This is a genomic window from Streptomyces sp. ERV7 (genome assembly GCF_001653515.1).
GTDB lineage: Bacteria > Actinomycetota > Actinomycetes > Streptomycetales > Streptomycetaceae > Streptomyces.
The window spans coordinates 867563-892410 of record NZ_LYOY01000051.1 but is presented as its reverse complement, the minus strand read 5'-3'; the positions used below and the strand labels follow the sequence as shown (position 1 = coordinate 892410).

20 protein-coding genes are annotated in these 24848 nt (G+C 72.9%); 7 read left to right on the top strand and 13 right to left on the bottom strand.

Annotated elements, in window-relative coordinates:
- Nucleotides 1-341: 341 nt before the first annotated feature.
- Entirely contained in the window at nucleotides 342-1025 is a 684-nt protein-coding gene (locus A8W25_RS26920) for a hypothetical protein (RefSeq protein WP_067166028.1), read from the top strand.
- A gap of 36 nt (nucleotides 1026-1061) precedes the next feature.
- Here the strand turns inward: A8W25_RS26920 and A8W25_RS26915 are convergent, their stop codons facing one another.
- The 6 genes from A8W25_RS26915 to A8W25_RS26890 form a co-directional block, all read right to left on the bottom strand.
- On the bottom strand, nucleotides 1062-2669 hold the full coding sequence (locus A8W25_RS26915) for an AMP-binding protein (protein ID WP_067166025.1): 1608 nt from the start codon (nucleotides 2667-2669) through the stop codon (nucleotides 1062-1064).
- On the bottom strand, nucleotides 2666-4354 hold the full coding sequence (locus A8W25_RS26910) for an AMP-binding protein (protein ID WP_067166023.1): 1689 nt from the start codon (nucleotides 4352-4354) through the stop codon (nucleotides 2666-2668). The genes A8W25_RS26915 and A8W25_RS26910 overlap by 4 nt, the downstream gene beginning before the upstream one ends.
- Nucleotides 4355-4496: 142 nt before the next feature.
- Entirely contained in the window at nucleotides 4497-4679 is a 183-nt protein-coding gene (gene dmpI, locus A8W25_RS26905; protein WP_067166020.1) for a 4-oxalocrotonate tautomerase DmpI, read from the bottom strand.
- A 117-nt stretch (nucleotides 4680-4796) separates the two neighbouring features.
- Entirely contained in the window at nucleotides 4797-5696 is a 900-nt protein-coding gene (locus A8W25_RS26900) for a LysR family transcriptional regulator (RefSeq protein WP_067166018.1), read from the bottom strand.
- 85 nt (nucleotides 5697-5781) lie between these two features.
- Entirely contained in the window at nucleotides 5782-7629 is a 1848-nt protein-coding gene (locus tag A8W25_RS26895) for a cation acetate symporter (RefSeq protein ID WP_079126418.1), read from the bottom strand.
- A gap of 34 nt (nucleotides 7630-7663) precedes the next feature.
- The gene (locus A8W25_RS26890) at nucleotides 7664-8020 is read right to left on the bottom strand and encodes a hypothetical protein (RefSeq protein WP_067166015.1); all 357 of its coding nucleotides are present in this window, start codon (nucleotides 8018-8020) and stop codon (nucleotides 7664-7666) included.
- Nucleotides 8021-8214: 194 nt separating this feature from the next.
- Between A8W25_RS26890 and A8W25_RS26885 the strand changes: the two genes are divergently transcribed.
- The 3 genes from A8W25_RS26885 to A8W25_RS26875 all read left to right on the top strand — a co-directional run bounded on the left by A8W25_RS26885 (nucleotide 8215) and on the right by A8W25_RS26875 (nucleotide 12095).
- Nucleotides 8215-8808 (top strand): TetR/AcrR family transcriptional regulator, encoded by a 594-nt coding sequence (locus A8W25_RS26885; protein ID WP_067166012.1) that lies wholly within the window; start codon nucleotides 8215-8217, stop codon nucleotides 8806-8808.
- Complete coding sequence (locus A8W25_RS26880; protein ID WP_067166010.1) at nucleotides 8801-9658, top strand: alpha/beta fold hydrolase; 858 nt, start codon at nucleotides 8801-8803, stop codon at nucleotides 9656-9658. Before A8W25_RS26885 ends, A8W25_RS26880 begins: the two co-directional genes overlap by 8 nt.
- A gap of 121 nt (nucleotides 9659-9779) precedes the next feature.
- Nucleotides 9780-12095, top strand: a complete 2316-nt coding sequence (locus A8W25_RS26875) for a glycosyl hydrolase family 18 protein (RefSeq protein ID WP_067166008.1) — start codon at nucleotides 9780-9782, stop codon at nucleotides 12093-12095.
- Nucleotides 12096-12190: 95 nt separating this feature from the next.
- On the opposite strand, the gene A8W25_RS26870 is transcribed toward A8W25_RS26875, so the two are convergent.
- On the bottom strand, nucleotides 12191-13729 hold the full coding sequence (locus A8W25_RS26870; protein ID WP_079126417.1) for a beta-ketoacyl-[acyl-carrier-protein] synthase family protein: 1539 nt from the start codon (nucleotides 13727-13729) through the stop codon (nucleotides 12191-12193).
- Nucleotides 13730-13920: 191 nt separating this feature from the next.
- On the opposite strand from A8W25_RS26870, the gene A8W25_RS26865 reads away from it, so the two are divergent.
- Entirely contained in the window at nucleotides 13921-15087 is a 1167-nt protein-coding gene (locus A8W25_RS26865; protein ID WP_067167286.1) for a serine hydrolase domain-containing protein, read from the top strand.
- Between the two features lie 12 nt (nucleotides 15088-15099).
- On the opposite strand, the gene A8W25_RS26860 is transcribed toward A8W25_RS26865, so the two are convergent.
- From A8W25_RS26860 to A8W25_RS26850, 3 genes are all read right to left on the bottom strand, one after another.
- Nucleotides 15100-16149, bottom strand: a complete 1050-nt coding sequence (locus A8W25_RS26860; protein ID WP_234386594.1) for a glutathione S-transferase family protein — start codon at nucleotides 16147-16149, stop codon at nucleotides 15100-15102.
- Between the two features lie 123 nt (nucleotides 16150-16272).
- The gene (locus tag A8W25_RS26855; protein WP_107470797.1) at nucleotides 16273-17469 is read right to left on the bottom strand and encodes a glycoside hydrolase family 64 protein; all 1197 of its coding nucleotides are present in this window, start codon (nucleotides 17467-17469) and stop codon (nucleotides 16273-16275) included.
- 215 nt (nucleotides 17470-17684) lie between these two features.
- Entirely contained in the window at nucleotides 17685-19235 is a 1551-nt protein-coding gene (locus A8W25_RS26850; protein WP_067166003.1) for an FG-GAP-like repeat-containing protein, read from the bottom strand.
- 282 nt (nucleotides 19236-19517) lie between these two features.
- On the opposite strand from A8W25_RS26850, the gene A8W25_RS26845 reads away from it, so the two are divergent.
- Together A8W25_RS26845 and A8W25_RS26840 are read left to right on the top strand one after the other, a co-directional pair.
- The gene (locus A8W25_RS26845) at nucleotides 19518-20027 is read left to right on the top strand and encodes an Asp23/Gls24 family envelope stress response protein (RefSeq protein ID WP_067166001.1); all 510 of its coding nucleotides are present in this window, start codon (nucleotides 19518-19520) and stop codon (nucleotides 20025-20027) included.
- A gap of 109 nt (nucleotides 20028-20136) precedes the next feature.
- Nucleotides 20137-20853 (top strand): flavodoxin family protein, encoded by a 717-nt coding sequence (locus A8W25_RS26840; RefSeq protein WP_067165998.1) that lies wholly within the window; start codon nucleotides 20137-20139, stop codon nucleotides 20851-20853.
- Between the two features lie 112 nt (nucleotides 20854-20965).
- Here the strand turns inward: A8W25_RS26840 and A8W25_RS26835 are convergent, their stop codons facing one another.
- The 3 genes from A8W25_RS26835 to A8W25_RS26825 are packed head-to-tail and all read right to left on the bottom strand — an operon-like array spanning nucleotide 20966 to nucleotide 24764.
- Complete coding sequence (locus A8W25_RS26835; RefSeq protein WP_067165995.1) at nucleotides 20966-22195, bottom strand: cytochrome P450 family protein; 1230 nt, start codon at nucleotides 22193-22195, stop codon at nucleotides 20966-20968.
- Nucleotides 22192-23451 carry a cytochrome P450 gene (locus A8W25_RS26830; protein WP_067165993.1) on the bottom strand — a complete coding sequence of 420 codons (1260 nt, stop codon included), beginning with the start codon at nucleotides 23449-23451 and terminating at the stop codon, nucleotides 22192-22194. Before A8W25_RS26830 ends, A8W25_RS26835 begins: the two co-directional genes overlap by 4 nt.
- Nucleotides 23448-24764: a cation:proton antiporter gene (locus tag A8W25_RS26825; protein WP_067165990.1), complete on the bottom strand. Its 1317-nt coding sequence runs from the start codon at nucleotides 24762-24764 to the stop codon at nucleotides 23448-23450. The genes A8W25_RS26830 and A8W25_RS26825 overlap by 4 nt, the downstream gene beginning before the upstream one ends.
- Between the last annotated feature and the right edge of the window lie 84 nt (nucleotides 24765-24848).

Below are 24848 nucleotides of genomic sequence, written 5' to 3'. Positions count from 1 at the left end.
GGCGCGTCAAGGGATCGCCGCGTTCGCCTCCCGGCCGGGCGCAGGTGGAGGACGATGGACCGCACGGCGGCGAGTACGGCGGGGTGGACGACATGGGCATCGACGGAATCGGCGACGGGGCCGGCGGAACCGGCAGGTACGGCGGGCTCCAGGGACCCGGCGGGTCGCCTGGCGGCGGGCGCGGGGGATCGCCCGGCGGCGGCCGTGGCGGGGCACCCGAGGGTGCGCCCGGGACCCGACGCGCGGGCGGCAGCGGTGGCCCCGGCGGAGCCGATGGTCCCGGGCACGGGCGCCCCTCCGGAGGGCAGCCCCGAGGCGGTCTCGGGCGGGAGACCCTCGGCGTGCGGTGTCCTCTCTGTCGGCGTGAGCACCGGTACGCCGCGACCACCTACCCCTGCCCCTGCGGCGCCCCGCTCGCGCCGCCGCTGCAGCGCGGGGGCTCGCCCGAGCCGATCACCCATCGCACCTGGACCGAGGACTGGGTCGTCGTGCGCTGCGACGCCTGCGGGCGGCAGGACCAGTGGCCGCAGCCGGAGCTGGGGTGCTCGTGCGGCGCCGTGCTGCGGATCCCGGTCCGGCCGGTCACCGCGCCGCCCGTCCCGCTGCCGGTCCACATCCCGGTCCCGCCGACCGCCGCACCCCCGCGCCCGGCGTTCCGGCCGGTGACCATCCGTACCGCCAGGGACGCGGTGACGGCGGCGGCGCTCTATCTGAGGTGGCTCGGCTTCCGCGATGTGCTGCAGTCCGAGGCGCGCCCGGCCTCCGGGATCGATCTGCGCGGGCCGGGCCTGGTCGCCCAGGTCGACCCGACGACGCGCCCGGCCTCGCTGCGCGCGGTGGAGTGCCTGTGGCTGAACGCGCTCAGCGGCTCGGCCACCGGCGTCTACTTCTCGCTCGCCGGGTACACCAAGGACGCCAGGGCCCGCGGCGACGAGTTGTCCCTGCCGCTGTTCGTGATGGACCTGACGGGCACGCCCCAGCCGGTCAACGACGCGGCGGACGAGCTGGTGGCGACGGGCCCCTGAGCCGGGCGGGGGAGTCGGGGGCCCGCACCGGACGCGCTACTCCCCGTACCCCTCCCTCAGCTCCACCTTCCGCACCTTCCCGCTCACCGTCATCGGGAACGCGGTGAGGATCCGCAGCCGCCTCGGCACCTTGTAGTGCGCGAGGCGGTCGCGGCAGAACTCCGCGATGTCCTCCCGCGTGGGCGGGTCCGCCGGGTCGCGGGGGATGACGCAGGCGAGGATCTCCTCGCCGTACTTCTCGTCGGGGACGCCCACCACCTGGACGTCCGCGATCTTCGGGTGGGCGTAGAGGAACTCCTCGATCTCGCGCGGATAGACGTTCTCGCCACCCCGGATGATCATGTCCTTGATCCGGCCGACGATCTGCACGTAACCGTCCTCGCGCAGCACCGCCAGATCACCCGTGTGCATCCAGCGCCCCGCGTCGATCGCCTCGGCGGTCCGCTCCGGCTCGTCCCAGTAGCCGAGCATCACGCTGTAGCCCCGGGTGCACAGCTCGCCCGCCGTGCCGCGCGGCAGGGTGACCCCGGTCGCCGGGTCCACCACCTTCACCTCGATGTGCGGCATCACCCGCCCCACCGTGCCGGTCCTGCGCTCCAGATCGTCCTCGACGCGCGTCTGGGTGGAGACCGGGGACGTCTCCGTCATGCCGTAGCAGATGGACACCTCGGCCATGTTCATCTCGGCGACGACCCGCTTCATCACCTCGACCGGGCACGGCGACCCCGCCATGATTCCCGTACGCAGCGAGGACAGGTCGTACGAGGCGAAGTCCGCCAGGTTCAGCTCCGCGATGAACATCGTCGGCACCCCGTACAGCGAGGTGCACCGCTCCCGCTCCACCGCCCGCAGGGTCGCCGCCGGGTCGAAGGACGGCGCCGGGATCACCACGCAGGCGCCGTGCGAGGTGGCCGCGAGGTTGCCCATCACCATGCCGAAGCAGTGGTAGAACGGCACCGGCACACAGATCCGGTCCTGCTCGGTGTAGGAGATCATCTCCCCCACGAAATAGCCGTTGTTGAGGATGTTGTGGTGGGAGAGCGTGGCCCCCTTGGGGAAGCCGGTGGTGCCCGAGGTGTACTGGATGTTGATGGGGTCGTCGCACGACAACTCGGCGCCACGGGCGGCCAGTTCGTCCGGGGTCACCGACGCGCCCGCCGCCAGGAGCCCGTCCCACGACGCGTCCCCGATGTAGTGCACGGCTCGCAGCTCCGGACACCGCGGACGCGCCTCCTCCACCAGCGCCCGGTAGTCACTCGTCCTGTGCGCCTGCGAGGCGACGAGCAGCGAGATCCCGGCCTGCTTCAGTACGTACGCGAGCTCGTGCGCCCGGTACGCCGGGTTGATGTTCACCATGACGGCGCCGATCCGGGCCGTGGCGTACTGCACGAGCACCCACTCCGGGCAGTTGACCGCCCAGATGCCGACCCGGTCGCCCTTGCCGACGCCGCTGCCGAGCAGTCCGCGCGCGAGCTCGTCGACGGCCGAGGCGAACCGTGCGTACGTCCAGCGCCGCCCGGACTCCACGTCGACCAGCGCCTCGCGGTCCGGCCAGGCGGCGACCGCCCGGTCCAGACTGGCCCCGATGGTGTCGCCGAGCAGCGGCGTGCCGCTGGTGCCGTGGGCGTACGAGAGGTCCGTCATCGCAGGTCCCCCTCGGCGTACTCGGCCGACGAGCCCGCCGCCGTCGCCTCGCGCAGCTCGATGCGGCGGATCTTCCCGGAGACCGTCTTGGGCAGCTCGCCGAACTCGATCCGGCGGATGCGCTTGTACGGGGCGAGGACCGCGCGCGAGTGCTCGAAGAGCACCTTCGCGGTGTCCGGGCCCGGCTCCCAGCCCGCCGCGAGCACGATGTACGCCTTGGGCACGGCGAGCCGCAGCGGGTCGGGCGCGGGCACGACGGCCGCCTCGGCCACCGCCTCGTGCTCCAGGAGCGCGCTCTCCAGCTCGAACGGCGAGATCTTGTAGTCGGAGGCCTTGAACACGTCGTCGGCGCGGCCGACATAGGTGATGTAGCCGTCCTCGTCGCGGGAGCCGATGTCGCCGGTGCGGTAGTAGCCGCCCGCCATGGACTCGGCCGTACGCTCGGGGTCGCCGTGGTAGCCGGTCATCAGGCCGACCGGGCGGGCCGAGAGGTCGAGGGCGATCTCTCCCTCGACCGCGCCGGGCTCGCCCGTCACCGGATCCAGGAGCTCCACCCGGTAGCCGGGGCTCGGCCGGCCCATCGAGCCGGTCTTGAGCAACTGGCCCGGGGTGTTGGCCACTTGGACGGCCGTCTCGGTCTGCCCGAAGCCGTCCCTGATGACCCGGCCCCACGCGCGCCGGACCGTTTCGATGACCTCCGGGTTGAGCGGTTCGCCCGCCGCCACGACCTCGCGGGGCGGGGTCTTCAGCGCGCTCAGGTCCGCCTGGATCAGCATCCGCCACACGGTGGGCGGCGCGCAGAAACTGGTGACGCCCGCCGCGTCCATCGCCGCCATCAGCCTGGCCGCGTCGAAGCGTGTGTAGTTGTGGATGAAGACGGTGGCCTCGGCGTTCCACGGGGCGAAGAGGTTCGACCAGGCGTGCTTGGCCCAGCCGGGCGAGGAGATGTTCAGATGTACGTCGCCGGGCTTCAGCCCGATCCAGTACATCGTCGCCAAGTGCCCGACGGGGTACGAGACATGGGTGTGCTCGACGAGCTTGGGGCGGGCCGTGGTGCCGGAGGTGAAGTAGAGCATCAGCGGGTCGGCGGCCCGGGTGACACCGTCCGGCTCGAACCGCGCCTCCGCGCCGAACGCCCCGTCGAAGTCCAGCCACCCGGGAACGGGGTCGGCGCCGCGCGGCTTGACGGCGATCCGGGTGTAACCGCCGGGCACGTCCGCGAACTTGGCCGCGTCCTCGGCCCGCACGATGACATGCCGGGCGCGCCCCCGCTCGATCCGGTCCCGCAGATCGGCAGGTCCGAGCAGCGGAGTCGCGGGGATGACGACCGCCCGCAGCTTCATCGCGGCCAGCGCGGTCATCCACAGTTCCTGCTGGTTGCCGAGCATGACGAGGACGCGGTCCCCGGCCCGTACCCCCTGGGCGCGCAGCCAGTTGGCGACCTGGTCCGAGCGCAGGGACATCTCGGCGTACGAGAGGGTGATCTCGCTGCCGTCCTCCTCGACGATGTGCAGCGCGGTGGCGCTGTTGCCCTCGGCGATGACGTCGAACCAGTCGAGCGCCCAGTTGAACCGCTCGGGGCGCGGCCAGGTGAACCCCTGGCAGGCCGTCGCGTAGTCCTCCCGGTGCTCCAGCAGGAAGTCCCGTCCGGCCCGGAACTCCTCCGTGGCGCCACGTGCGTCCATATGCCCTCCTCGTTGCCTGGCCACTCTCTACCACCTCGCGGTGTGTGACCAGGCCTCTTTACCCCCGTAGGGGGGTGCGGGGGAAGCCCGCGCGGCGGATTCCCCCGCCCCCTCGGAGCACGTCCGGGCGGACAGCGGGGCCCTACTTGTCCGCGGTGAGCTTCCCCGCGGCGCCCCAGCTGTCGGCGGGGGTCTCGTGGATCCACACCTGTACGGTCTCCGCCGGGATCCGGTACGCGTCGACGAACGCGTCCGTGACCCGCTTCACCAGCTCCCGCTTGAGCTCGATGTCGCGCGGACCCTGCTGAATGGTGACGATCGGCATGACGGTCAACTCCCTTGCCGGCGGCGGCTTCCCGGTCCTTCCGGGCCGCTCACCGGCGTGACCCCAGTCCATCCCCTCCGGGTGCGCCGACCAAGGAGCAGACCACGACCACAGCGATCAGTTTTCGTGATCGTCACTGGTCAGAGCAGGTTTGGGCGACTCGCACGCCGTCAACAGCAGATCGAGGTCCGGCGGCGGTGTGCGCGTGTGCACGGCGAGGCCGGTCGGCAGGGCGAGGCCCGGGGCGCGGAACGGCAGGAAGGCGACCCGGGGGCTGTGCAGCACGCGCGCGTGGGCGGCGTACACCACCGTCCACAGCGGCCGGGCGCCCGTGCCGATGGTGGCGAGCGTGTCCTGGAGCGAGCCGCTCACCGGCCCCGGCAGCGGCTCGAACCCGGCGGCGTGGCAGGCGCCGACCACCAGGTCGACGAGCGCCGGGTTGTTGCGGCGGGCCGTGATGCACAGCCCGAGCCCGGCGAGCTCGCCGACCGCGATGTCCGCCGCCCGGGCCAGCGGATGCGCCGCCGGGACCGCCGCGACCAGCGGGTCCTCCCACAGCGGCAGGATCCGCACCCCCGCCTCGGGCGCGGTGGACCGTACGAAGGCCGCGTCCAGGCGGCCGTCCGCGACCTGTTCCAGACGGTCCCGGGTCGCCGCCGACACCAGCTCGACCGGGGTTTTGGGGGCGAGCTCCCCGAACCGCGCGAGCACCCGGTCGAGGTGGGCCCCGAGCCCCGTACTGGTGCCCAGGCGCAGCCCGGTGCGACCGCGCACGGCGGCCCGGGCCCGTTCCGCCGCCGCCAGCACCGTCCGGGCCTCGGGCAGCAGCCGCTCACCGGCGCCGGTGAGCCGGACGTGCCGGGGCGAGCGGTCGAAGAGCTCCGCGCCCAGCTCGCGCTCAAGGCGGCGCACCTGCTGACTCACCGCCGACTGCACGATGTGCAACCGCTCCGCGGCCCGCCCGAAATGCAGTTCCTCGGCGACGGTGACGAAATAGCTGAGCTGCCGCAGTTCCATGCGGTGACTCTAACGAGGGAGACGCAGAGGCCACCGGGGGCGCTAGGGGGCCGTCAAAGTCGGGCGGAACGGGGTCAACACGGCGTCAGGAGGCGGCTCCGGGCCCCGCGGGCGGGCATAACGTCGACGCGGTCGCACCCAGCGGCGCCACGACGGAACGGCAGCCCTGCCAAAGGCCGGTTCCGCACTCACCCATCAGAACGCGCCCATCGAATCGGGCGGGTCCGCCGCGCTGCCCCGCGTACAGCGCTTCCGGCAGATGGAAGCGGGCCAGTATCGCGGCCGTGCCCGCCGGGATCCGGGCGGGCGTCGCCAGGGACACCAGGATCATCGTGAGGAAGCCGAGCGGCACCGACCACAGGGCGGGCCAGGCGAGCAGCGCGTGCAGCGGTCCGCCGCCCGGGAGTCCGGCCATGGTGGCGGTGACCGCGAGCAGTGCCGAGCCGCCGCCCGCCACCATCCCCGCGACCGCGCCCGGCGGGGTGAGCCCGCGCCACCAGATGCCGAGCACCAGCAGCGGGCAGAACGAGGACGCGGAGACCGCGAACGCCAGGCCCACCGCGTCGGCGACCGGGAGTCCGCCCACCAGGGCGCTGGCCGCCAGCGGTACCGCGACCGCGAGCAGGGTGGCGAGGCGGAAGTGCCGGACGCCCCGGGTCGGCAGCACGTCCTGGGTGAGGACGCCCGCGACCGCCAGGGTCAGCCCGGACGCGGTGGACAGGAACGCCGCGAAGGCGCCGCCCGCGAGGAGTGCGCCGAGCAGGTTGCCGCCGACTCCGCCGATGACCAGGTGCGGCAGGACGAGCACGGCGGCGTCGGCCTGTCCGGTGAGGGCGAGTTCGGGCGCGTACAGCCTGCCGAAGGCTCCGTAGACGGGCGGCAGCAGATAGAAGGCGCCGATCAGGCCGAGGACGACGACCGTGGTGCGGCGGGCGGCGACGCCGTGCGGGCTGGTGTAGAAGCGGACGACCACGTGCGGCAGGCCCATGGTGCCGAGGAAGGTGGCGACGATCAGCCCGTACGTGGCGTACAGCGGGCGTTCCTGGCGGGCGTGGGCGAGGGGCGTGGACATGCCCGCGCCGCCCGCGTCGCTGCCGGGGACGGGGTCGCCGGGGGCGAAGACGAGCCGGGTGCCGCGCTCGACGCGGTGGGTGCCGCCGGGCAGCAGGAGGCGTGCGTCCTGGTGGCGGGTGCCGTCGACGGTTCCGGTCGCGGTGACGGTGAGCGGGGCGGCGAGCTTGATGTCGAGGGTGTCGTCGACGCGTACGGCCCGCTGCTCGCGGAAGGCGGCGGGCTCGTCGAAGGCGTCGCGCGGGGCGCCGTCGCCGCGCCAGGCGAGCACCAGGAAGAGCGCGGGCACCAGGAGGGCGGTGAGTTTCAGCCAGTACTGGAAGGCCTGGACGAAGGTGATGCTGCGCATGCCGCCCGCGGCGACGGTGGCGACGACGACCACGGCGACCAGGACGCCGCCGAACCAGCGCGGCGCCCCGGTGAGCACATGGAGCGTGAGGCCCGCGCCCTGGAGCTGCGGCAGCAGATAGAGCCAGCCCACCCCGACGACCAGGGCGGCTGCCAGCCGCCGCACGGAGCGCGACTCCAGGCGCGCCTCGGCGAAGTCGGGCAGGGTGTACGCGCCGGAGCGGCGCAGCGGGGCCGCGACGAACACCAGCAGGACGAGATAGCCCGCGGTGTAGCCCACCGGGTACCAGAGCATGTCGGGCCCGTGGACGAGGACGAGTCCGGCGATGCCGAGGAAGGAGGCGGCGGAGAGGTACTCGCCGCTGATCGCGGCGGCGTTGAGCCGGGGGCCCACCGTGCGCGAGGCCACGTAGAAGTCGGAGGTGGTCCGGGATATGCGCAGGCCGAGCGCGCCGACGAGGACCGTGGCGAGGACCACGAGGGCCACGGCCGGTACGGCGTAGTTCTGGTTCACGTTCTCACGTTCCTCGGCGGCGCCGGGCGGGCGGTCAGCGGTCCTCGACGAGGCGGGCGAAGTCCTGTTCGTTGCGCTCGGCCCGCTTCACGTACCACCGGGCGAGCAGCACGAGCGGCGGGTAGACGCCGAAGCCGAGCACGCCCCAGACGAGCCCGGGGTTCTGCGGCCGCACCGCGAACACCAGCGGCAGCGGCCCGACCAGCAGCACCAGGAAGGCGAACACGGTGAGCCCGGCGAGCAGCTGACTGCGCATGAGGGAGCGCACATAGGTGTGGCCGAGGGTGGTCTGCTCGTCGATCTCGGTCCGGGGGCGGGAGCCGCTGAGCCCGCGGGTGCGCCGGGGCACCCCGGTGACGACGACACGGCGTTCCGTCGGTTCCTGCGGCACGGCTGCCTCCCCAAGGCTGTGTGTCGCCAGAGACTAGTCGCGATGGCGCGGCAGGAGCATGGCGGCGTCGCCATGCCCGCCCACGACGCGGATGGTGCGCGCAGACGTACCTATGTATCCTAGGTTTTACCCTAGAAGCCCTAGGAACGGTTCCGTTCCGGGCGTCCATCACCGACTACGGAGGTACGGGGCGCATGGCGCGTGCGGGACTCACGGCGGACCGGATCACGGCGGCGGCCGCCGATCTGGCGGACGAGACGGGCTTCGACAACGTCACCCTCTCGGCTCTGGCGCGGCACTTCGGTGTGAAGGACGCGAGCCTGTACTCGCACGTCAAGAACGTGCGGGACCTGCGTACCCGGGTGGCGCTGCTGGCCGGCGGCGAGCTCATCGACGGGATCGCCGTCGCCGTGGCGGGCCGGTCGGGGCGAGATGCCCTGATGGCGTTCGCCGACGCCTACCGGGCGTACGCGATCGCCCACCCGGGCCGGTACGCGGCGACCCAGATCCGGATCGACCCGGCGCTCGCCGCCGACTCGCCCGCGATGCGGCGGACCGGGGAGATCACCTACGGGATGCTGCGCGGCTACGGGCTCGCCGAGCCGGACCTGACCGACGCGGTGCGGCTGCTGCGCAGCACCTTCCACGGCTTTCTCGGTATCGAGGCCCAGGGCGGCTTCCACCACGTACGCGACGTGGACGCCTCATGGCGGCAGGTCGTCGCGGCCCTGCACGTCGCCCTCGAACACTGGCCGGCCCCCTCCGCAGAGGAAGCGAACCATGCCTGAACTGCGCGCACCCGGCGCGATCCTGCACTACGAGAAGCGCGGCACCGGTCCGGTCCTGCTGATGATCCCGGGCGGGGGCGGGGACGCCTCCTCCTTCGACCTGGTGGGGGCGGACCTGGCCGACCGGTTCACCGTCGTCGCCGTCGACCCGCGCGGCAAGTCCCGCAGCGCCGCCGGTGAGCGGGGCCGCGACCAGCGGGTCGAGGTGCACAGCGACGACATGCACCGACTGCTCGCCGAGGTGTCGCCCGCCGAGCCCGCCTTCGTCTTCGGCGCCAGCTCGGGAGCGGTCATCGCGCTCGACCTGCTGGCCCGGCACCCGGAGCGGCTGCGTCTGGTGGTGGCCCACGAGCCGCCGGTGCTGGGGCTGCTGCCCGACGCGGACCGCCGGCGGGCGGCCTTCGCGGGCGTCGCCGAGGCGTTCGGCCGCGACGGCCTGGAGGCGGCGATGGCCGCGCTGGGCGCCGCGGTGGGCCCGGAGGGCGCCGACGGGCCCGACGACGAACGGGACGGGGCCGCCGGGCCGGACGGCACACCCGCCGACGCGGAGCGCTTCCGGCGTATGCGCGAGAACATGCCGCAGTTCCTGGTGCGCGAACTGCGCCAGTTCAGCGGCCACATGCCGGACCTGGACGCGCTGGCGGCGCACTCCGGGCGGCTGGTCCCGGCGTGCGGGCGCGCCTCGCGGGAGCAACTGCTCGCCCGCCCCGCGAGGGTGCTGGCCGAGCGGTTCGCCACCGGGCTCGTCGAGTTCCCGGGCGGCCACGTCGGTCTGAGCACGCATCCGGTGCGGTTCGCCAAGGTGCTGCGGCGGACGCTGGCGGCGGCCATGGCCGAGGACGCGGTGTAGCGGCCGGAACAGGGCGTCGCAAAAAAGGTCTGGACCAGGCGGTTGACCGACTGGTCCAGACCTTCTACGTTGCGCAGCGATCCGCCCTGTCCCATCCCCCACGGCACCGCAGGGAGGAACGATGTCCTCGCCTTCGCCGGCCTCGCCCTCAGCCGGCTCGTCGCCCCACCGAAGACTCCTCGCACTGCTGGGCGCGCTGCTGCTCCCCGTCGCCCTGCTCACCGGTCTCGCCGCCACCCCCGCCCACGCGGCGAGCGGCCTCACCGCCTCCTTCAGCAGCCAGGACAACGGCTCCTGGTGGAAGGGGACGTATGTCATCCGCAACACCACCTCCGCCCCCGTCACCGGCTGGAGCCTGGAGTTCGACCTCCCGGCCGGGGTCTCCATCAGCGGCCACTACCACGGCGACGCCACCGTCAGCGGCCGCCATGTGACGGTGAAGAACGCCTACTACAACGCCACCGTCCCGGCCAACTCGACCACCGAACCGTACAGTTACTGGTTCGTCGCCAACGGCCCGATCGCCGCGCCCGGCGCCTGCACGGTCAACGGCGACAAGTGCGACGGCACCCCGGACACGCCGCCGTCCGCGCCCGGCACCCCCAGGGCCACCTCGGTCACCGCCCACAGCGTGTCGCTCGCCTGGGCCGCCGCGACCGGCGGCGACTACCCGGTGGCCTCGTACGACGTACTGAGCGGCACCGCGGTCGTGGCCACCGCGACCACCCCGTCCGCCACGGTTGCCGGCCTCACCCCGGCCACCGCCTACAGCTTCACGGTCCGGGCCAGGGACACCCGGGGCAACCCCGGTCCGCGGAGCGCGGCGGTCACCGTGACGACCACCGACCCGGCCTCCGACCCGACCCCGCCGACCGCGCCCACCGGGCTGCGCTCCACCGGCCGGACGTCGACGAGCGTGGGCCTGGCCTGGAACGCGTCGAGCGACAACGTCGGCGTGGCCGCGTACGACGTGTACCGCGACGGGGCGCTCTCCCAGACGCTCCCCGCCACCACGCTCGCCGCGACGGTGGCCGGGCTGACCCCGGCCACCAGGTACACCTTCACGGTGAAGGCACGGGACGCGGCCGACAACGCCTCGCCCGCCTCCGACGCCCTGGACGTCACCACCGACGACCAGGCGGGCCCCGGCAAGTACCTGAAGGTCGGCTACTTCGCCCAGTGGGGCATCTACGGCCGCCAGTACTTCGTCAAGAACCTCGACACCTCGGGCTCGGCCGCCAAGCTGGATGTCGTCAACTACGCCTTCGAGAACATCGATCCCGTCAACCTGACGTGTCTGGCCGGGGTCACCAAGGGCGTGGGCGCCAACCCGCAGGACCCCGACCAGGGCACCGGTGCGGGCGACGCGGACGCCGACTACGCCCGGCCGTTCGCCGCCGCCCAGTCGGTCGACGGCGTCGCCGACGACGGTTACGCCAAACTCCGCGGCAACTTCAACCAGATCAAGAAGCTCAAGGCCAAGTACCCCCATCTCAAGGCCGTCGTCTCGCTCGGCGGCTGGACGTACTCGAAGTTCTTCACGGACGCCGCCGCCACCGACGCCTCGCGCAAGAAGTTCGTCTCGTCCTGCGTCGACGTGTGGATCAAGGGCAATCTGCCCGCCTACAACGGCGCGGGCGGCCCGGGCACCGGCGCCGGGGTCTTCGACGGCATCGACCTGGACTGGGAGTGGCCCGGCTCGCCCGACGGCCACGCGGGCAACCACTACTCCACGGCCGACAAGGCCGATCTCACCCTGCTGCTCGCCGAGTTCCGCAAGCAGCTCGACGCGCTCGGCGGCCCGCACCGGCTGCTCACCGCGTTCACTCCCGCCGACCCGGCGAAGATCCAGCAGGGCTGGGATCTGAGCAGGATCTTCTCGTCCCTCGACTTCGCCAATGTGCAGGGGTACGACTTCCACGGCGCCGGCAGCGACAACTCCTGGGAGCCCGACCGCACCGGCCACCAGGCCAACCTGTACACCGACGCCCAGGACCCCTACAGCACCCACTTCAGCGTGGACGGGGCCGTGCGGACCTATCTGGACGCCGGGGTCAACCCGCGCAAGCTCACCGTCGGCTTCCCGTTCTACGGGCGCGGCTGGCAGAGCGTCACCGACGGCGGGGCGCACGGCGAGTGGCAGGCGGCCAAGGGGGCCGCGCCCGGCCAGTTCCCGGAGGAGGCGGGGGTGCGCGGCTACAGCAACATGATCGGCGGTGTGCCGGGTCTGACCGTGTTCCATGACGAGCAGTCGGTCTCCACCTACGGCTACACCGGGTCGGACGGGCAGTGGTGGACCTTCGACGACACCTGGTCGATCGGCAAGAAGACGGCCTACCTGAAATCGAAGGGGCTGCTGGGTGCCATGGTCTGGGAGATGTCGGGCGACACACCCGGCGGCACCCTGATGAGCGCCCTGGCGGGAGGGCTCGGCTGACCGGCTCTCAGAGCCTGTCTTTGAACCCCCGCCTGCGCAGCGGCGGTCGGTGCGCCCGCCCTCCGGGCGGACAACGGGGGTTCAAAGACAGGCTCTCAGGACGCAGCGGGCCAGCCGATGCTCCGGAAGGCCAGCACCGCGTTGTGGCCGCCGAAGCCGAACGAGTCGCTGAGCGCGATGTCGCCGTCCAGCGGCAGCGAGCGCGGGCTGCGGCGCACGACGTCGAGGGCGATCCCGTCCTCGATGTCGTCGCACCCGGCCGTCGGCGGGATCAGTCCGTCCCGCAGCGCCAGGACGGCGGCGATGGCCTCCACGCCGCCCGCGCCGCCCTGGAGGTGGCCGAGCGCGCCCTTGTTCGCGGTGACCGGGACGTCCGGCGTATGGGCGCCCAGGACCCGGCCCAGGGCCCGTGCCTCGGCCCGGTCGCCCTCGACCGTGGCGGTGGCGTGGGCGTTGACGTGGACCACGTCCGCCGCCGTGGCGTCCGCGTCCGCGAGGGCCGCCCGCAGCGCGGCCTCGATGCCGCGTCCGCCGGGTTCGGGGGCCGCCATGTGGAAGGCGTCGGCCGACAGGCCCCAGCCCGCGGCCTCGCAGTAGATGCGCGCGCCGCGGGCCCGGGCGTGCTCCTCGGCCTCCAGGACCAGGACGCCCGCGCCCTCGCCGAGGACGAACCCATCCCGCTTCTTGTCGAACGGGCGGGAGGCGGACGCCGGTTCGTCGTTGCGGGTGGAAACTGCTCTCATCGCGGCGAAGGAGGCCAGGATCGCGGGCGTGATCACGGCCTCGGTGCCGCCCGCCACCACCAGGTCGAGGTGCCCGTCGCGAATGCGGTCCACCGCGCGCCCGATGGCCTCGGTGCCGGAGGCGCAGGCCGACACCACGGTGCTCGCCTCGCCCAGGATGCCGAGGTCGATGGAGATCTGGGCGGCGGCCGAGGACGGCACCAGCATCGGCGCGGTGTGCGGCGAGACCGCGCGCGGGCCCCGCTGCTCCAGCCGCCGCTGGGCCTCGACGAGCACCGGCGCACCGCCGATGATCGACCCCATCGACACCCCGGCACGGGCGGGCAGCAGCCCGCTCTGGCGGGCGCCCTCCAGGTCGAGGCCCGCATCCCGCCAGGCCTCTCGGGCGGCGAGCACGGCCAGTTGTGCGGACCGGTTCATCCGCCGCGCCAGGGGCCGGGGCAGCAGGTCCGCCGGGTCCACCGCGGCCCGGGCGGCGAGCCGCACCGGCAGCCCGTCGAACTCCTCCCCCTCCAGCAGCACGACCGCCGAGCGCCCCGAGAGCAGCCCCTGCCAGAGCCCGGACACATCGGGGCCGAGCGGGGTCAGCGCGCCGAGCCCCGTCACCACGACCCGGCGCCGGCCCGTCCCGGGGCCCTCGGGTGTCCCGGCGCCGGCGGGGTCGACCCGGCCCACCCGCACCACCTGGCGCTCGCGCCGGTCGAGCAGGCGCTCCTGGTCGGGGCCGCCGCCCACCGGGCGCAGCACGAGCCGGGTCCTGGCCTCGCTGGCGGGGGCGGTGCGCACCACGACGTGCCAGCGGTCCACACCGGTCGCGACCACGTCGCCCGGTACGAGCTCTCCGGTGGTCAGGAGCAGGCACGCCCCGCCCATGACCGACTCTTCGCTCATCGCCGCTTCCTGGTTCGCACGTGTGAACGGCTCCAGGGCATCACTTCAGCCCTACGAAGTCGATAAAGCGATCTGGGAACATCTTGCCCGGCCCACCTCGTACGAGCACCTCGGGAGGCCGGTGCCCGCGCCGGGCGCCCGGCCCTCTTCCGCACTGTCCGACCAGTCGGTACGGTCCGGCCATGCCCTCCATGACTGAGCCCGTGCCGCCGGTCCACGGCCACTGCGACCCTGGCTTCGAGGCCGTCCGCACCGCCTTCGAGGAGAACTTCCGCGACCGCGCGGAGCTGGGCGCCGCCGTCAGCGTCCTCGTCGACGGCATCGGCGTCGTCGACCTGTGGGCGGGCTGGGCCGACGGCGCCCGCACCCGCCCGTGGGAGCGGGACACCCTGGTCAACGTGTGGTCGACGACCAAGGGCGCGACCGCCCTGTGCGCCCATCTGCTCACCGACCGCGGCCTGCTCGACCTGGACGCTCCGGTCGCCGCGTACTGGCCCGAGTTCGCGGCCGCGGGCAAGGAGTCCGTACGCGTACGCCATCTGCTGGCGCACCGCGCCGGGCTCGCCGGGCTGCGCGAGCCGCACACGGTGGCCGACCTCTACGACTGGGAGACCACCGTCGCGCGCCTGGCCGCGACCGAGCCGTGGTGGGAGCCGGGCACCCGCTCCGGCTACCACGCGCTCACCTACGGCTATCTGGTGGGAGAGGTGGTCCGGCGGGTCACCGGGGTGCTGCCCGGTGAGTTCCTGCACCGGGAGGTGACCGGGCCGCTGGGCCTGGACTTCACCATCGGCCTGGACGCCAAGGAGGCCGGGCGCGCCGCCGAGCTGGTGCATCCGCCGGCCGCCGACAGCAGCGAACTGGCCGCGCTCTTCGCCCGGTTGGAGCCGGTGGCGACCGCCGCGCTCACCAACCCGCTCGCCGGGGCCGCCGACGCCAACACCCCCGAGTGGCGGGCCGCCGAGATCCCGGCGGCCAACGGCCACGGCACCGCCCGCGCGATCGCCGCGCTCTACGGGATCTTCGCCCGGCGGGGCCGCTGCGGCGACCGCCGCATCCTGTCGCCCGAGGCCGCCGAGCGGGTCCGCGAGGGCCAGGGCGCCTGCCGCGACCTGGTGATCGGCGCGGGCTTCGCCCACGAGAGCGAACTCGGCCTCGGACTGTGGCTGAGCGGCCCCAACGGCTCGTACGGCCCCAATCCGCGCGCGGTCGGCCACGACGGCTTCGGCGGCTCCTGCGGCCTGGCCGACCCGGAGGCGGGGCTCTCCCTCGGCTACGTCATGAACCGCATGGGCTCCAACATCGTGGACGACCCGCGCAAGATGGCACTCGTGGAGGCCGTCTACGGCGCGCTGTGAACCCCGGGCCGCTCACGGGCGGCCCGCCTCCGGGACCGCCTCGCCGCGCCGCACCGGCTCCGGCGGGGTGCCGTCCCCGAACGGCCGGCCGCCGAGCTCCTCGCGGTGATGGGGCGTCAGCCAGCCGGACAGATCCGGGCCGACGGGCACGATGCCGGTCGGGTTGATGCCGGAGTGCACCAGGTAGTAGTGCCGCTTGATGTGGTCGAAGTCGACGGTGTCGCCGAAGCCCGGGGTCTGGAAGAGGTCCCGGGCGTAGGCCCAGAGCACCGGGTCCTCGGCCAGCTTGTTCCGGTTGCACTTGAAGTGCCCGTGGTAGACGGCGTCGAAGCGCACCAGCGTGGTGAAGAGGCGGATGTCCGCCTCGGTGATGGTGTCCCCGACCAGGAAGCGGCGGTCCGCGAGGCGCCCGGAGAGCAGGTCGAGCCGGCGGAACACATCGCGGTGGGCCTCCTCGTACTCACGCTGCCCGGTGGCGAAGCCCGCCCGGTACACGCCGTTGTTGAGGTCGCGGTAGACGCCCTCCATGACCTCGTCGATCTCGTCCCGCAGCTCCTCGGGGTAGAGGTCGGGCGCGCCCGCCCGGTGCAGCTCGCGCCACTCGGTGGCGAAGTCGAGGGTGATCTGCTGGAAGTCGTTGGTGACCAGCTCCCCGCTGGGCACGTCCACGATCGCCGGGACGCTGACGCCGCCCGAGTAGCCGTGCTTGCGCGCCTCGTACGCCTCACCGAGATAGCGGATGCCGAGCACCGGGTCGCGCCCGTCCGGCTGGAGGGTGAAGCGCCAGCTGCGGTCGTCCTGGATCGGGTCGGCCACCGCGAGCGAGAGCGCGTCGTCCAGGCCGAGCAGCCGCCGGGAGACCAGTGCGCGGCTCGCCCAGGGGCAGGCCCGGCTGACGACCAGCCGGTAGCGGCCGTACTCGACGGGCCAGCCGTCGCGGCCGTCCCGCGTGACGCGGTCGACGAAGTGGCTGTGCGAGCGCTTGAACGGCCTGCTCCCGTACCCGGCGTTGCCGCCGGTGCCCTCCATGCCCGCCGTGTCGCTCTCCTCGGGGCGGCTCATCCCCGTCTCCTTCCCGCTGGACTCGCGTACTGGCGTACTGACTGCGAGCCTTCCCCCGCGACGGGAGATCTCCCACGGGATGAGCCGCCCGGTCGAACTTCTGTCCCTCGTCGGGGGCGGGCCCTAGCTGAACGGGTCGAGCGTCAGATACGCCTGCTTCGGATCCCCGTCGTGCACCAGCGACTCGTGGTTGCCCACGTCGTCGAAGGCGAAGGCGTACGCCTTGCCGTCGGCCATCCGGGCGTGGATCTCACGGGCGTACTGGTTGGTCACCGCGTCCTGGTAGAAGGCGCCGGACCCGGTGTCCGGCTGGTTGGGGTTGACCAGCAGCGTGGAGCGGTTGTAGCCCGCGCAGAGCGTGCGCGAGATCGGGCCGCGCACCAGGTCGTTCGGGGCGTCGAGCAGCTTGTAGCAGCCGAACACGCTGTCGGAGTCGGGCTTCTGGAAGCGGGTGACGACCGCGCCCGCGCTGTTGGTGAAGTTCATCGTGGAGCCGGAGACCCGGCCGAAGTACTTGGTGTCCGGCCGGTCCGCGAACGGCGTGACGGTCAGCGCCGAGGTGCTGTACTTCTGCCACACCCGGTTGATGTAGTCGTCGAGGACGGTCTTCGCCAGTGCCCCGGACTCGATGCCGTGGCCGGGGGCGAGCGCACGCAGCACCGATCCGTCGGGGCGGGTCTGGACGAGGCCGGCCCAGCCGCCCGGCTTGCCCCTGAGCGCGCCGAAGAACCCGTTGTAGCCGCCGGGCTTGAGGTGCCCGGTCGACTTGACGCCGCCGTCGGCCGCCTTCACTCCGACCGCGTACGGCGCCGAGACCATGTCGACCTGGGTGCTGTTGATCCACAGTCCGGCGTCGTTGAGGGTGTACTCGGACCAGTTGAAGAGAATGTTCCGGTTCGGGTCGCCCGGGTTCTGCACGGCGGGCTGCACCAGACCGCCCGTGGTGAGCTTGAAGACGAGCTTCTGCCCGTACGAGAAGTAGACGCGGCCGGAGAACTTGGGCATCCGGATGGTCGTCGACTGCCCGTTCGCCGGTCCCGCTATCGAGGCGTCGGGCGCCGGGGTGGGCGGGTTGCCCCCGGCCGGCCAGGGGTGGAAGGTGCCGTTGGCGTCGGCCCAGCCCTGCTGGCCGGTCGAGAGCAGCGTTCCGAGGTTGTAGACGTAGAGGGGTTCACCGCGCCCGGAGTTGTTGGTCACGGTGAGCGGGATGGTCGAGGGCACGGCGGCGGTGGCGGGGGTGGCCGCACCGGTGGCCGTGAACCCCGTTGCCACGAGCAACGCGGCGACCAGGGGCGCCAGCGGCTTTCCTTGGGCAGACACGCTCCAACTCCTCATCGGATCCGGTGGTTCACGTGGGGGGCGCCGCAAGGAGGAATCATCTCTTCCACCTCGTGAGAGCGCTCTCAGAATCGTGGCCCGGACCAGATGTGTCAATGAGGGTGCGTCAACTTCCTTGAAGGATCAGGGGTGTTGACGGGGCCGGACCGTTCACTTGATGTCGTGGCCCCGCCGCCCACCCCCGTGCCCGCGCGGCCCTAAGAGCCTGTTGCCGCCGAGACCACCGGGCCCCGGGCGACCCAGCCGCCGTGACCGTCGCCGCCCGCCCAGGTGTACACGGACGCCGCCGTGGCCGAGGGGCCCGCCAGGACGTAGTCGGCGTTGCCGTCCCCGTTGAAGTCGGCCAGGGACACCCGCGCGGCGTCCTCGGTGAAGCCGGTGGTGGTGTTGCCGAGGTCGACCCAGCTGCCCCGGCCGTCGCCGCCCCGGTTGAGGAAGGAGCGGACCGCGCCGCCCGCCGCCACCACGCTGTAGTCGGGGCGGCCGTCGTCGTCGAGGTCGGCGAAGCGCACCCGGCTCGCGTCGGCGGTCACGCCGGTGGCGACCCGGCCCCAGTCGGTCCAGCCGCCGCGGTCGTCGCCGCCCCGGTTGAGCCGTACCCGTACCTCGCCGGTGGAGCCGAGGGTGACGTAGTCGGTCCGGCCGTCGCCGTCGAAGTCCGCGAACACCACCTGGCCCGCGTCCGCCGTGCTGCCCCCGGTGACGTGTCCGAGCAGCTGCCAGCCGCCGTGACCGTCGCCGCCCCGGTAGAGGCGGACGGAGACGGCGCCGCTCTCGTCCAGGGTGACGCAGTCGGCACGGCTGTCGCCGTCGAAGTCCGCGAACCGCACCCGGGCCGGGTCGGCGGGCAGACCCCCCAGCACCCGGCCGAGCGGCTTCCAGCCGCCGTGTCCTGCGCCGCCCCGGTTGAGGTGCACGAAGACACCGCCGTGCCCGTCGAGCGTGAACCGGTCCATGCGGCGGTCGCCGTCGAGGTCCGCCCAGCGCACCGGGCCCGCACCGCCCGCCTCGGTGCCCGCGCCGAGCGCGGGGCCGCCGGGCTCCCAGCCGCCGCGCCACACCGCGTCCAGGGGCCTGAAGAAGGACCAGGCCATCCGCCGGAATCCGGCGTCGTTGGGGTGCAGCTGGTCGACGAACTCGGCCGGGGTCAGCGCGGGCGGCTCCACATAGCGGAACTTCTGCCCGGCCTCGGTCTCGGTCTCCTCCAGCTCCTTGACCCGTACGTTGAACGCCTTGGCGGGCTCCTCCAGTCCGCTCGTGGTGGGGATGAGGCCCATCACGAGGACGGTGACGCCCGGCTTGTCCGCGTAGATCCGGTCGACCAGGGCGGCGAGGCGGTCGGGGGCGTGCGGCAGGTCGATGCCCCTGGCGATGTCGTTGATCCCGACGTGGAGCAGGACGACGTCGGGCCGGGCGCCGGCCATCCAGCCGTCGATGCCGGCGGTCAGCTGGTCGATGACATAGCCGCTGTGGCCCTCGTTGGAGAAGTCGGCGAAGCTGCCGGAGGCCTTGGAGCCCACGAACCGTACGGTGTAGCGGCTTTCGTGCCGCATGATCTGCCAGAGCGGGCGCCGGTACGAGGAGAGGGTGGGGCTGCCGCCGCCCCAGGTGATCGAGTCGCCAAGCGGCATCACCCGCAGGACCGGGGTGCCCTTGTGGTCGGCGGCCGAGGGGCTCGCGGGCAGCGTCGCCAGGGAGAGAGCGCCCGCGAGGGCGAGGAGACAGCGGGTCAACCGGATACGTCTCATGATCTTCCTCCAGCCGAAAAGGCGCCGGTGACGCCTTGTCTTGACGGGGCATCAGTTGCCACGGCAGTCATGGGATCACTCCCGACCACCGTCTCGCGTGTTCTTGTACAGCAGGAGAACCCGGCCGGAGCAGTGGACGGCGCCCGTGTTGACGCGCGCTGGACAAGGAACAAGAGGCGGGGAACGCCCCCTTGCCCGCATGACGAGCCGCGCGCACGGTACTCGCAGGACGAGAACGCGCGGACCCCGCGCACCGACCCCGACCCCAGGAGGTGGCTTCGGATGACGGAGCCGATCAGCTCTGCCGTGGAGAAGCCCGAGACCCCCGACACCGACGAATACCGCAGCGGTACTTCGGGCACCACCCTGCAGACCGCGCGGAGCGGTGCCGGTCAGCCACCCGCGACCCGGGGCCGCACGACGATCGCCGGGGGCGTGGTGGAGAAGATCGCCGGCCTCGCCGCGCGCGAGGTTCCGGGCATCCACGCGCTGGGCGGCGGGTTCGCCCGTACCATCGGCGCGATGCGCGACCGGGTGCCGAGGGCGCGCGGCGCGGCCGTCAGCCGGGGCGTGAAGGTCGAGGTCGGCGAGCGGCAGACCGCCATCGACCTGGACGTGGTGGTGGAGTACGGGGTGAGCATCACGGCGGTCGCCGCCGAGGTGCGCGAGAACGTGATCGCGGCGGTGGAGCGGATGACCGGTCTGGAGGTCGTGGAGGTCAACATCTCGGTCGACGACGTCCACCTGCCGGACGACGGCTCCTCCGACGCCTCCGAGGTGCGCGTGCAGTAGCGGGAGCGGGCCGCCGGGGCCCGGCTCATTCGTTCGGGGCCGCCGAGGTGGCCCGGCGGCCCCCGACCCGGGAGGCTGGGGAGGACTCCCACCGCCCCGAGGAGAGCCGATGGCCCCGACGCCGTACCGCTATGACGACCTGCGCGCCCTCTACGTCAACTGCACGCTCAAACGCTCCCCCGAGGTCAGCAACACCGAGGGGCTGATCGACCGCAGCCGCGCGGTGATGGAGGGGAACGGGGTGGCCACGGAGGTGGTCCGCGCCGTGGACCACGACATCGCGACCGGGGTCTGGCCGGACATGACCGCGCACGGCTGGGCGAGCGACGCCTGGCCGGAGCTGTACGAGAAGGTGATGGCGGCCGACATCCTGGTGCTGTGCGGGCCCATCTGGCTGGGCGACAACAGCTCGGTGGCCAAGCGGGTGGTGGAGCGGCTCTACGCCTGCTCCAGCCTGCTCAACGAGCAGGGCCAGTACGCGTACTACGGCCGGGTCGGCGGCTGTCTGATCACCGGCAACGAGGACGGCGTCAAGCACTGCGCCATGAACCTCCTCTACAGCCTCCAGCACCTCGGCTACACCATCGCCCCGCAGGCCGACGCGGGGTGGATCGGTGAGGCGGGGCCCGGCCCGTCGTATCTGGACCCGGGCTCGGGCGGCCCCGAGAACGACTTCACCAACCGCAACACGTCGTTCATGAGCTGGAACCTGATGCACCTGGCCGCGCTGCTCAAGCGGGCGGGCGGCATCCCCGCGCACGGCAACCAGCGCTCCGCCTGGGACGCGGGCTGCCGGGACGACTTCGCCAACCCCGAGCACCGGTGACCGCGCGGCCCCGGCCGGCCACCGGCGCCGGGACCGCTCAGATCGTCCGAAACGCAGCGGTACGGCGCCGCCGGACCGGGGGTCCGGACCGCCGCCCGCCGCCGCTGTCCGCTCAGCCGAGGTCGACCGGGATCTCCTGGTAGCCGAAGGCGATGAACGACGGCACCTGGCTCAACTCGTCCGGCCGCGCGGCCAGTCGCAGGTCCGGGAAGCGGTCGAAGAGGGCGGGCAGCGCGGTGAGCGCCTCCATCCGGGCCAGCGGTGCGCCGATGCAGCGGTGCACGCCGATGCCGAAGGCCAGGTGGTCGTCGGCGGCGCGGGTGGCGTCGAAGGCTCCGGCGTTCTCGCCGTAGTGGGCCGGGTCGTGGCCGGCCGCCGCGTAGGTGGTGACGATGGCGTCACCCGCCGGGATGGTGACCCCGTCGACCGTGATGTCGCTGACGGCGAAGCGCAGCGGCAGGGTGGCGATCGACGGGTGGACCCGCAGGACCTCGTCGATCACGTTGTCCCAGCTGATCTCGCCGGAGCGGACGGCGGCGAGCTGGTCGGGGTGGTGGAGCAGGTCGACGACGGCGTTGCCGATCAGGTTGACCGTCGTCTCGAAGCCGGCGCCGATGACGAGCAGCAGCGTGTAGACGAGCTCCTCGTTGCTGAGCCGGTCGCCGTCCTCGTCCCGGACCTTGATCAGCTCGGTGGTCATGTCGTCGCCCGGCACCTCGCTCTTGAACGCGATGAGGGCGGGCAGCACATAGGCGATCTGCTTCTGGACGGACTCGGCGTGCTCGGGGCTCGGGTCCGAGGTGTCCATGATGGCCGCGATCAGCCGGGCCATGTCCTTGACCAAGTAGCCCGGTACGCCGAACAGTTCGCAGATCAGCCGCATCGGCAGCGGGTGCGCGTAGGCCGCCTTCAGATCGGCCGGCTCGCCGGAGGCGGCCGCCTCGGCCAGCTCGTCGAGCAGCTCCGCGGTGATCTCCTCCACCCGGGTGCGCATCGCCTCGGTGCGCCGGGCGGTGAAGCTGGGGGCGACGAGCTTGCGCAGCCGGGTGTGGTCGGCCCCGTAGGTGGAGAGCATGTTGATCACGCCGACCCAGCCCAGGATCCAGCCCCAGTCGGGGTGCTCGCCGAGCTCGGACCACAGCCCCCAGTGCTGACGGGGGTCCTTGCTGACCCGGGGGTCGAGGATCAGCGACTTGAGGGTGTCGTAACCGGTGGGCGCCCAGGCGGGGATGCCCCCTGGCAGCTCGACGGGCACCACCGTGCCGAGCGCGCGCAGCCTGGCGCTCTCGGCGGGGATGTCGGCGCCGAACGGGTCGAGGGGCACTCGCGTGGACGGGGTCATGCTCGTTCTCCTGGCTGGTCGGGGGTGCGCGGGGTGAAGCGGACGGGCAGCGACGTGAGCGAACGGTGGAACGGGCCGGGGCGCCAGGTCAGACGCCCGCGCTCGGTGGTGGGGCCGAGGTCGGGCAGCCACTGGGTGAGCCGCTCGATGGCCTCGGTGGCGATCAGCAGGGTGTGCTGCTTGACCGGGCAGCCGTGGTTGCCGGCCGACCAGGACAGATGGGAGGCGTCGTGCGGGTGGTGCGCCCCGGCGAAGTCGTGCTCCGCGAAGTGGCCGATGGCGCCGTAGGAGACGACCACCGGCACGGCGGCCTGGATCCACACCCCGTGGAAGCTCAGCGACTGCCGGGCGAAGTGGATGCCGTAGTTGGAGAGCGGCGTCTCGTACCGCAGCACCTCCGCGACGGCGTCCGCGACCGGGCGCGAGCCGCTGGTCAGGGTGGAGTAGTAGGCGGGGTTGCCGAGGATGCGCGACAGGGCGTTGGAGACGAGGTTGGCGGTGGGCTCGTGGCCCGCGCCGAGGGTCAGGAACACCTGCCAGGTGACCTCCTCGGGGGTGAGCCCCGCCGGGTGGTCCAGGAGCCGGCTGGTGAGGTCGTCGCCGCGCCGCTCGCTCTTGGCGGCGACGAGTTCGAGGACGTAGCGGCCGTACTCGGCCTCGCCCTGCGCCGCCTGCTCGCCGCCCTCCATCATCTGGCCGAGCGAGTCGTTGAGGCGGCCGCTCTCGCTGTCGGGCAGGCCGAACAGGTTGTTGAAGACCAGCGCCATCAGGGGCCGGGCGAACTCCGTGACGAGGTCCGCCCGCCCGGCCGGTCCGAACCGGCCCACCAGGATGTCCACCGCCCGGTGCACCCGCTCGCGCAGGTCGTGCGGCTCGACCAGGTCGAAGGCGTCCAGCAGGGTGCGCCGGTAGCGGATGTGGGCGTCGCCGTCCGCGAACAGGGCGTTGGGCCGCCAGCGCATCATGCCGAGGATCGGCGAGTCCGAGGCGACCGTGGCCTCCCAGGGCCTCGGGTCGTGCGACCAGGTGTCGCTGTCGTGCAGCAGGTCGAGCGCGGCCCGCCGGTCGGTGACGACGTACGCGGGGACGCCCGGGGCGAGTTCGGCCCAGCCGACGGGGCCCTGGGCGCGCAGCGCCGCGTAGTAGGCGTGCGGGTCGGCGGCGAAGCCGTCCTCCCACAGCCGCACCGGCGCGGAGAGCGAGAAGGCGGCTGCGGGGGCGGGGTAGGCCTCCCGAAACGCCCCGCCGCCCCTCATCCGGCCTCCAGCGCGGGCCGCACCTCCGACGGCCGTCCGGGGGCCGGTGGCCGCGCCGGACGGACCCGCTCAAGCAGCGGCCCCGTCATCATCGTCGTGACCACCGCCATCAGCACCATCGCCGTGAACAGGCGGGTGTCGATGACGCCGAGGCCCAGGCCCACGTTGAGGATGACCAGTTCGGTCAGGCCCCGGCAGTTCAGGAGCACCCCGAGGGCCGTCGCCTCGCGGGGCGTCGCACCGGTGAGGCGGGCCGCGCCGAAGGCGCCGGTGAACTTGCCCGCGCAGGCGGCCACCAGCACGGCCGCCGTCATGACCAGGCCCCGGCCGCCGAGGCCGGAGACGTCCACGGACATGCCGGTGACGGTGAAGAACACCGGCAGGAGCAGCAGGCTGGTCTGCTCGATGCGCTCGGGGACCTGCGGGGCCGTCTCGTCGATGCGGCGGTGCGGGGCGACGGCGCCGAAGGCGAACGCGCCGAAGACGGCGTGCAGACCGATCTCCTCGGTCGCGACGGCGCTCAGCAGGACGCCGACGACGAGGACGGCGTGGGTGAGCGCGGTGCCGCCCGCCCAGGGTCTCGCCGGGTCGAGCAGCCAGTCGAGGCCCGGCCGTACCAGCAGGACGAGCGCGGCCAGCAGCAGCGCCGACTCCAGGGCCATCCGGGCCAGCGGCCACGGCCCGCTCGCGCGGACCACCACGACCACCGCCGCCAGGATGCACCACGCGAGGAAGTCCTGGACGGCCGCGCAGGCGAGCGAGATCGCACCCAACGGGTCTTTGTACAGACCGCGTTCGGCCAGAATGCGGGCGAGGACCGGGAAGGCGGTGATGGACATCGCCGCGCCGAGGAAGAGCGCCGGGCCCAGCGGTCCGTCCGTCTTCAGCTCGGACTTGCTGAGCCAGGAGTAGAGCCCGTACGCGAGGCCCACGCCCAGCGCGAACGGCAGCGCCACCGACGTCAGCGACACCGCCGCCACCTGCCGTTTCGCGGTGGGGGTGCGCAGATGCCCGATGTCGAACTGATAGCCCACGCCGAACATGAAGAGCACCAGGCCCAGTTGGGACAGCAGCTGGAGGTAGGACAGGGTCGAGGGCGGGACCAGCCGGGTCTCCAGGTCGCCCGGGAAGAGGGAGAGCAGGCTCGGGCCCAGCAGGATGCCGCCGACGATCTCCCCCATCACCGCGGGCTGCCGCACGCGTTGGGCGAGGCGGGCCAGCGCGAAGGCCACCGCGAGGATGACGGCGAGGGCGAGGAGGAACCGTCCGGTGGAGGGCGCGGCGGGTGCGGCGAGTAGGAAATGCGTCTGCACGTCGGGTCACTCCTGTCGGGCCGCAGGGTGTTCCGCTGTCGCGCTGTTCTACCGGTGATATACGGAATGGCACAACTCCCGTTC